This is a genomic window from Streptococcus oralis (genome assembly GCF_003943825.1).
Lineage (GTDB): Bacteria > Bacillota > Bacilli > Lactobacillales > Streptococcaceae > Streptococcus > Streptococcus oralis_CD.
Genome location: NZ_RJNJ01000097.1, coordinates 1 through 617, shown reverse-complemented (window position 1 = coordinate 617; position 617 = coordinate 1). Strand labels below are relative to the sequence as shown.

1 protein-coding gene and 1 pseudogene are annotated in these 617 nt (G+C 39.5%); both read right to left on the bottom strand.

Translation table 11 applies throughout. The features are described from left to right. Nucleotides 1-27: 27 nt before the first annotated feature. Nucleotides 28-348, bottom strand: a complete 321-nt coding sequence (locus tag D8863_RS10800) for a hypothetical protein (RefSeq protein ID WP_125441874.1) — start codon at nucleotides 346-348, stop codon at nucleotides 28-30. 146 nt (nucleotides 349-494) lie between these two features. Continuing rightward, nucleotides 495-617: pseudogene (locus D8863_RS11320) on the bottom strand (XRE family transcriptional regulator); the annotation flags it as partial.

The following is a 617-nucleotide window of genomic DNA, read 5'->3' as shown; positions in this document are numbered from 1 at the left end:
GCAGGACAGTATCTGCTTTAGTTGCCATTATTTGACCTCCTTGATACCGTCAGCTTTGAAGTAGACATTGTAGCGAACCTCAACGGCTTGGAGATTTTCAAATTCAATCAAGCTTAGAAATTCAGGAAGTTTGACCTTGTCTTCAAATTTTACTTGGAAAGGTTCAAGCCCTTCTTGAACAAAGGTTGCCTTGTAGGCGATAATCTCACCGGTTGGCTTTCCATCTTCAAAGAGTTGTTGGGGTTCAAGCTCAGTGCTTAAACTGTGAATCGGTTTAGTAGGAATGACATATTCCGTTGCAGTTGTGGCTGAGTAGCCATCTTTCTTGTGTTTGGTTTTAATTGTCATGGGTTTTATCCTCCTTTATGGCTTAATTGTTTTGTTAGGGGAACGTGCTCAGTTTGAGTCGTGAGCTGGACTGTCTTAGCTAAGTACATATCTATGATAGACGTTTTAAACTTTTCTTGATTTCAAGATTTTTGAAAGTGTAGCACTCAAAGTTGTGCTACGAGTGAGACGAATTCGATTAACCATTCAACTAGGCTATCAGCAATTTGGTAAGATGTTTCTTCCTTTGGAAAATCAGGGAAGAAATCATATAAGTCAGTTGCCAAGGT

What these genes read in the sequence shown, in the direction of transcription:
- D8863_RS10800 (WP_125441874.1), bottom strand. Translation starts at nt 348, where the DNA reads ATGACAATTAAAACCAAACACAAGAAAGATGGCTACTCAGCCACAACT.